The sequence below is a fragment of the Trinickia sp. genome, assembly GCF_051953405.1.
In the GTDB taxonomy this organism is placed as follows: domain Bacteria; phylum Pseudomonadota; class Gammaproteobacteria; order Burkholderiales; family Burkholderiaceae; genus Trinickia.
Genome location: NZ_JBQCIV010000032.1, coordinates 55,584 through 62,924 on the forward strand (window position 1 = coordinate 55,584; position 7,341 = coordinate 62,924).

Here is a 7,341-nt window from a genome sequence, read left to right on the forward strand (position 1 = left end):
CTTCGACACGAACTTACCCATCGATCGCGTCGAATCGGCTAGAGTCGCGGGAGCGGGCAACCGCGGATCGTAGCGAGCCGTGACCAGCGCCTCGCGACGGCCATTGAGGCGATAGTCAAACGGAAACTAACCACCCCAGACGCCATCACCGCCACATACGGGCCAAGTTGGTCGGCGATCTTTAGATATTCCCTGTCGGATTCGGCGCCCGCAACTCGAGAACTGATACCGTCACGCCGGTGACGGTATCAAAGTTGGGCCGGCTGCAGAGAAAGATGAGGCTATACCGTCCCCGGTACCGGTGATCAGGCGCGGCTGTCGTCGGACACTAGCAAACCAAGAAAGACAATAAGCCTTTGATTCCGAAGGAAATCGTGGGACTTATAGACCTCTGCAGACCACTACAGAGGATCCCAATTCACTCCCACTCGATCGTCGCCGGCGGCTTCCCGGAGATGTCATAAACAACGCGATTGATCCCGCGCACTTCGTTAATGATCCGGTTCGACACCTGCCCCAGCAGTTCATGCGGCAGATGCGCCCAATGCGCCGTCATGAAATCGAGCGTCTGCACGGCGCGCAGCGCGACGACGTACTCATACGTGCGCCCATCGCCCATCACCCCAACGCTCTTCACCGGCAGGAACACGGCAAAGGCTTGGCTCGTGAGGTCGTACCACGACTTGCCGGTTTCCTTGTCGATCGTATTGCGCAGCGTCTCGATGAAAATCGCATCGGCACGACGCAGCAGATCGGCAAAATCGCGACGCACTTCGCCGAGAATCCGCACGCCGAGGCCCGGCCCCGGGAACGGATGGCGATACACCATCTCGTGCGGCAACCCCAGCTTCACGCCCAGCTCGCGCACCTCGTCCTTGAACAACTCGCGCAGCGGCTCGAGCAGCTTCAGATTCAACGTCTCGGGCAGCCCACCCACGTTGTGGTGGCTCTTGATCGTATGGGTCGCCTTCTTACCCTTCCCGGCCGATTCGATGACGTCCGGGTAGATTGTGCCTTGCGCGAGCCACTTGGCATCGCTCAGCTTGCCCGCCTCGGCTTGGAACACCTCGACGAATTCCGCGCCGATGATCTTGCGCTTTTGCTCGGGATCCGTCACGCCGGCAAGTTTCGAGAGGAACGCTTCGCTCGCATCGACGTGAATCACGCGCACGCCCAGATGATCGCCGAACGTCGCCATCACTTGCTCGGCTTCGTTCAACCGCAGCAGACCGTGATCGACGAATACGCACGTCAATTGATCGCCGATCGCACGATGCAACAACGCCGCCGCCACCGACGAATCCACCCCGCCCGACAAACCGAGAATGACGTGTTCGCTACCGACTTGCTGACGGATCTTCTCCACCGCCTCGTCGATGTAGTGCCCCATCTCCCAATCCGCCTTCGCGCCGCAAATCTGCAAGACGAAGCGTTCGAGCATCGCGCGGCCCTTCACCGTATGCGTCACTTCCGGGTGCCATTGCAGGCCGTAAAAATGGCGCGCTTCGTCGGCCATCGCGGCGATCGGGCACGACTCGGTGGACGCCATCAGCGCGAAGCCCTCGGGCATCTGCGTGACTTTATCGCCGTGGCTCATCCACACCTTGAGCATGCCGTGGCCTTCCGCCGTGCGGAAATCCTCGATGCCTTCGAGCAGGCTCGTATGATTGCGCGCCCGAACTTCGGCATAGCCGAATTCGCGGACGTGCCCCAACTCGACCTTGCCGCCCAGTTGCTCGGCCATCGTCTGCATGCCATAGCAAATGCCGAGGACCGGTACGCCCAGTTCGAACACCGCTTGCGGCGCGCGCGGCGCATCTTCTTCCGTGACGGAACTCGGCCCGCCGGAAAGGATGATGCCCTTCGGGGCGAATTCGCGGACGAATGCGTCGTCGACGTCGTACGGATGGATTTCCGAATAAACGTGCGCTTCGCGAATACGGCGCGCAATCAACTGGGTGACTTGCGAACCCATGTCGAGGATCAGAATCTTGTCATGCATGGTGGGCACGGATCGATAGTGAACGAATACGGACGCAGCGCAAGCCGCGCGGCGGATAAGGGGTCAAACTTCGAGCGCCGCGCAACCGAAGCGCGGACGCAAATAAGGCTGGATAGCGGAAGGCACGAACGCGCGTGCGATCAACCATGAAACGGAGGCCTCGGTGCGGAAGCCGGTTGCTCCCCGCGCACGTCGCCGTTGCCGTCCGCGGCGCTGGCGCGTGCCGATGACTCAGCCGCGCCGTCGACAGCCCGCGCACGCGGCTCAGGCGACACCGCAAAAGGACGCTCGATGCGCGAAGCCGCGCCATCGCCGGCCGTCTCGGCTCGCTCCGACGGACGCAGCACGGGCTCCGCGGGCGTGGCCGGGCTAGGCGCAGACGGCGCAGCGGCGCCACGAGCCTTCCCCTTGCCCTGCAAGCCGCCGCCCGCGGCCTGCGCAGCCTGCGCGGCCTTGTCGATTTCGCGCCGACGCACCGCACCGGCAAAACGCGCACCGCCAAGCCCGACGATGACGAGCAACCCGCCGATCAACAGATTCGGCACGATGCCGAGCGGCGGCAGCCAAAGCGTATGCGGCCCGACCGTCCACGCCAGCACGAGCGCGCCGGCCAGCCATGTCACATGGCCGACGATCTTGGCCACCCCGACCGTCATCGCACCGTCGACGGCACCGCGCAGCGACAGCCACGCCAACCCGAGCAGCGCGAGGCCGAGCATTTGCCCGGCCATCGCCGGCTCGATCGGCGTCAACTGCAGTGCGCGCTGCACGCCGGCGAGCGGCGAAAGCAGCAATGCCGCGCCGGAACTCAAGTAGAGCCCGGCATCGACGATCAGAACGGCGCGTAGCAGCGGTTTCATCGGCGATCGAGGGAGGATTAGTCGATGTGGTAGTTCGGCGCTTCCTTCGTGATCTGAACGTCGTGCACGTGCGATTCGCGCATGCCGGCCGCCGTGATCTGGACGAACTGCGCCTTCTCGTGCAATTCGTCGATCGTGCGGCAGCCGCAATAGCCCATGCTCGCGCGCACGCCGCCAATCAGCTGGAACAGGATCGCACCCACCGAACCCTTATACGCGACACGCCCTTCGATACCTTCGGGCACGAGCTTGTCGATGTTCGCCGAGTTGTCTTGGAAATAACGATCGGCGGCGCCGTCCTTCATCGCGCCGACCGAGCCCATGCCCCGGTACGACTTGTACTGGCGGCCTTGGAACAGGAACACGTCGCCCGGCGCCTCTTCCGTGCCCGCGAACATGCTGCCCATCATGACGGCATTCGCACCGGCCGCGAGCGCCTTGCTCACGTCGCCCGAGAAGCGCACTCCACCGTCGGCGATGACAGGCACGCCCGTGCCCTTCAGCGCTTCGGCGACGTTCGTGATAGCCGTGATTTGCGGCACGCCCACGCCGGCGACGATCCGCGTCGTACAGATCGAACCGGGGCCGATACCGACCTTCACGCCGTCCGCGCCGTATTCGACGAGCGCACGCGCCGCATCGGCCGTGGCGATGTTGCCGCCGATCACTTCCACGTGCGGGAAGTGTTTCTTGACCCAGCGGACGCGCTCGAGCACGCCCTTGCTGTGGCCGTGCGCCGTATCGACGACGATGACGTCGACGCCGGCGGCCGCCAGCGCGGTCACGCGTTCTTCGTTGTCGGCGCCGACGCCCACGGCCGCGCCGACGCGCAGCTTACCGTGCTCGTCCTTGCAGGCATCGGGGTGTTCGGTTTGCTTCGTGATGTCCTTGACCGTCATGAGGCCGCGCAGCTCGAACGCGTCGTTCACGACGAGCACGCGTTCCAGACGATGGCTATGCATGAGCGCCTTCGCCTCGGCCAGCGCCGTGCCTTCCTTGACCGTGACCAGACGCTCGCGCGGCGTCATGATCGTGCGCACGGGTTCGTCCAGGCGCGTTTCGAAACGCAGGTCGCGGTTCGTCACGATGCCCATCAACTGGGCGCCTTCGACGACGGGGAAGCCCGAAATGCCATGCTGCTGCGACAACGCGATCACGTCGCGCACCTTCATTTGCGGCGGAACCGTGATCGGATCGCGCACGACGCCCGATTCGAACCGCTTGACCTTCGCCACCTCGCGCGCCTGCTCGGCCGCCGTCAGGTTCTTGTGGATGATGCCGACGCCGCCTTGCTGCGCCATCGCGATCGCGAGCCGCGCTTCGGTGACCGTATCCATCGCGGCCGACACGAGCGGCATATTCAGAGAAATGTTGCGGGTCAGCCGGGTTTTGAGGCTGGTGTCGCGCGGCAGAACGTCGGAGAACGCCGGGACGAGGAGCACGTCATCGAACGTGAGTGCTTTTTGGATCAGACGCATGGCAAATCCTATAGGCGCAAAAGCGAATTATACGCGATACCTCCCTGCTTTTCACTGTGCGAACAGCAAGTTAGCGATTTTTGTGTGGGCGGACCTCGGTTCGTTTCGCTTTCCCGTTCGAGCCATGTTCGCGCGAGTTTCGTTTGCCTGCCGCGCACGTTCGGGGCGCCGATCGCCAAAACGCAGAGGAAAAGCATCGCCGCCCGCGCTCGCGCAAGCGATAGGCCGACGATTGCAGGATCGAACAAGACGGCGGGCAGCATCGACGCTTAAGCTTTGCTCCGCTTACCTATTCCGAAGGAGAAAAGCATGCGGCGCGGGGTGATGTATGGGGTGATGGCGGGTGCGATTTGGGGCACGGTCTTTCTCGTGCCGCGTCTGCTCCCCGATTTTGCACCGCTGCTGCTCGGCGCCGCGCGTTGCATGATGTACGGCCTCGTTGCCCTGGCCGCCGCCGCGCCCATGGCGCGTCGGCTCGCCAATAAGCTCACGCGTGCCGACGTATGGGCGATCGGCAAGCTCGCGTTGGTCGGCAACCTCGTCTACTACGTCTTTCTGACCGCCGGCGTGCATCGGGTCGGCATCGGTCCAACCTCGCTGATCGTCGGTGTGCTGCCGGTGACCGTCACGTTGGCGGGCCGTCGCGACTCAGGCGCTGTGCCGCTTTCGCGCCTGCGCTGGCCGCTGCTGCTCGTGGCGGCGGGCATCGTGTGCATCAACATCGACGTCTTCGCGGGAAATGCGTCGCCGTCCGGCACGGGCGGATGGGTGGGCCCGCTCGTCGGCGTGCTGTGCGCAACCGGCGCGCTCGCCGGTTGGACGTGGTTCGCCGTCGAAAACACCCGCTATTTGAGACGCAACCCTCATTTCGACGGTAACGAATGGTCCGTATTGCTGGGCCTCGCAACCGGCGTGTTCGGCGCCCTGCTGTGGGCGGCGTGCTCGCTCGCGCCCGGCGCAGCCGTAACCACACCGCTCGCGCCCGCTCGCTGGCATCTTTTCTGGCTGCTCAACATGGGGCTCGCGGTGGGCGCGTCATGGCTCGGCACCGGCTTGTGGAACGCCGCGTCCAAGCGCGTTCCGCTCACGCTTTCGGGTCAATTGATCGTCTTCGAGACGCTGTTCGCATTGCTGTACGGATTCGTCTACGACGCGCGGCTACCGCGGCCGCTCGAAGCCGCCGCCATCGGCTTGTTGATCGCGGGCGTGACGTGGTCCGTCCGGCGTCACGACGACGGCGCCGGCCGCCCCGCCCCCATCGATGCCGCTTCGCTCAGCGCGAATCCTTAGGCAGCCACTTTCGGCCTTCGATCGAGCCGGCGCGGCGCGTTTTTTCGACACGGCGCTGACGCGCCAGCTTCGGATCGACGATCAGCGGCCGGTAAATCTCGACGCGATCATGGTCGGCCAGGGGCGCATCGAGCGTCGTCAGCTTGCCGAAGATCCCGAGCGTGGCCGTAGCCGGATCGATTTCAGGGTGTCGGCGGGCAATCTCGCTCGCCGCGATGGCGTCGCGCACGGTGGCGCCGGAGGGCAGCACGAGCGCAATCAGCGTCTGCGCATCGGCGCGTGCGTAACAAACCTCGACGTCGATGGAAAGCGATGCGCTCATGGCCGGCCGTAGCGCTCGTCGGCGCGCTTCACGAACGATTCGACGAACGTATTGGCGATGTGATTGAACACGGGGCCGATGATCTTTTCGAGGATCACGCTGGTGAATTCGTAGTGCAGCGCGAACTCGATCTTGCAAGCGTCGGTGCGCAGGGGCGTGAAGCGCCAATACCCCGTGAATTTGCGAAACGGGCCATCGGCGAACTCCATGTCGATGCGCGTCGGCCGCTCCTGCGTGTTGTGCGTGGCGAAATGCTGCTTGATGCCCTTGAAGTTGATGTCGATGCGCGCCTCCATCTCGTGCTCCTCCTGCCGGCGTATTTCGACACCTCCGCACCAAGGCAGGAAGTTGGGGTAGTCGGCCACGTCGGTGACGAGGTCGAACATTCTCTCCGCGGAGTGGCGGATCAACACGGTTTTCTGAACATCTGCCATAAGAAGCACTGCGCGCGGCGCAAGGGGGAGCGAGCGTGGCGGGCTCGATGGGCGCCGCTTTGCTAAAATCGTGATTTTAAACGAGTTGGGCGCCGTCCATATCCATGAGCATCATCGACAATAGAAAAGCCTTCTTCGATTACTCCATCGAGGAACGCTACGAAGCGGGGCTCGTGCTCGAAGGATGGGAAGTCAAGGCACTGCGTGCCGGCCGCGGGCAGATCAAAGAAGGCTACGTCATCATCCGCGAAGGCGAGCTGTTCCTGATCGGCGCGCATATCAGCCCGCTGCCTGAGGCTTCGACGCACATCAAGCCCGATCCCGTGCGCACACGCAAGCTGCTGTTGCACGCCGACGAAATCAAGAAGCTGATCGGCAAGGTCGAGCAGCGCGGCTACACGCTTGTGCCACTGAACTTTCACTACAAGGGCGGCCGCGTGAAATGCGAAGTCGGGCTGGCCAAGGGCAAGAAGCTGCACGACAAGCGCGAAAGCGAAAAGAAACGCGACTGGGAGCGCGAGAAGGCCCGCATTATGCGTTCGGCCCCCTGATTTGCTGGTTCGGGTGCCTGCTTAGTGGCGGTAGTGGTCATAGCCGCTGGGGTGTCGGGGCTCGCATCATGCGCTCGGTGCCCTGATTTGCCGGTTCGGGTGCCTGCTTATCGGCGGTAGTGGTCATAGCCGCTGGGGTGTCGGGGCCCGCATCATGCGCTCGGTGCCCTGATTTGCCGGTTCGGGTGCCTGCTTATTGGCGGTAGTGGTCATAGCCGCTGGGGTGTCGGGGCCCGCTTCCGTCGAACGGCCTTTTACTCCTCCAGCGGGCCCCGACACTGAAGTGCACCCCAAAAGTTGGACATCAATCCAACCTTTGGGGCGTTGTTCATGTTGAAATACGACGAGGAATTCAAGCTGCGGGTAGTCAAGACATACCTGCGCGGGCAGACCAGCTTTGGGGC

General features: G+C 63.7%; 7 protein-coding genes. 2 read left to right on the forward strand and 5 right to left on the reverse strand.

All coding sequences use genetic code 11. The annotated features are described in order from the left end of the window. Positions 1-418 precede the first annotated feature (418 nt). The 3 genes from guaA to guaB form a co-directional block, all read right to left on the reverse strand. Positions 419-2,002 carry a glutamine-hydrolyzing GMP synthase gene (gene guaA, locus ACTHN9_RS05515; RefSeq protein WP_440535739.1) on the reverse strand — a complete coding sequence of 528 codons (1,584 nt, stop codon included), beginning with the start codon at positions 2,000-2,002 and terminating at the stop codon, positions 419-421. A 140-nt stretch (positions 2,003-2,142) separates the two neighbouring features. After that, entirely contained in the window at positions 2,143-2,862 is a 720-nt protein-coding gene (locus tag ACTHN9_RS05520; protein WP_440535740.1) for a hypothetical protein, read from the reverse strand. A 17-nt stretch (positions 2,863-2,879) separates the two neighbouring features. Then, positions 2,880-4,340 (reverse strand): IMP dehydrogenase, encoded by a 1,461-nt coding sequence (guaB, locus tag ACTHN9_RS05525; protein ID WP_440535741.1) that lies wholly within the window; start codon positions 4,338-4,340, stop codon positions 2,880-2,882. A gap of 309 nt (positions 4,341-4,649) precedes the next feature. On the opposite strand from guaB, the gene ACTHN9_RS05530 reads away from it, so the two are divergent. After that, the gene (locus ACTHN9_RS05530) at positions 4,650-5,630 is read left to right on the forward strand and encodes a DMT family transporter (protein ID WP_440535742.1); all 981 of its coding nucleotides are present in this window, start codon (positions 4,650-4,652) and stop codon (positions 5,628-5,630) included. Here ACTHN9_RS05530 and ACTHN9_RS05535 read toward each other — a convergent pair. Together ACTHN9_RS05535 and ACTHN9_RS05540 are read right to left on the reverse strand one after the other, a co-directional pair. Then, the gene (locus ACTHN9_RS05535) at positions 5,614-5,952 is read right to left on the reverse strand and encodes an RnfH family protein (protein WP_440535743.1); all 339 of its coding nucleotides are present in this window, start codon (positions 5,950-5,952) and stop codon (positions 5,614-5,616) included. The two genes, ACTHN9_RS05530 and ACTHN9_RS05535, sit on opposite strands and share 17 nt — an antisense overlap. Then, positions 5,949-6,386 carry a type II toxin-antitoxin system RatA family toxin gene (locus ACTHN9_RS05540; protein ID WP_440535744.1) on the reverse strand — a complete coding sequence of 146 codons (438 nt, stop codon included), beginning with the start codon at positions 6,384-6,386 and terminating at the stop codon, positions 5,949-5,951. Before ACTHN9_RS05540 ends, ACTHN9_RS05535 begins: the two co-directional genes overlap by 4 nt. A gap of 104 nt (positions 6,387-6,490) precedes the next feature. On the opposite strand from ACTHN9_RS05540, the gene smpB reads away from it, so the two are divergent. Then, positions 6,491-6,937 (forward strand): SsrA-binding protein SmpB, encoded by a 447-nt coding sequence (smpB, locus tag ACTHN9_RS05545; protein ID WP_440535745.1) that lies wholly within the window; start codon positions 6,491-6,493, stop codon positions 6,935-6,937. Positions 6,938-7,341: the final 404 nt, after the last annotated feature.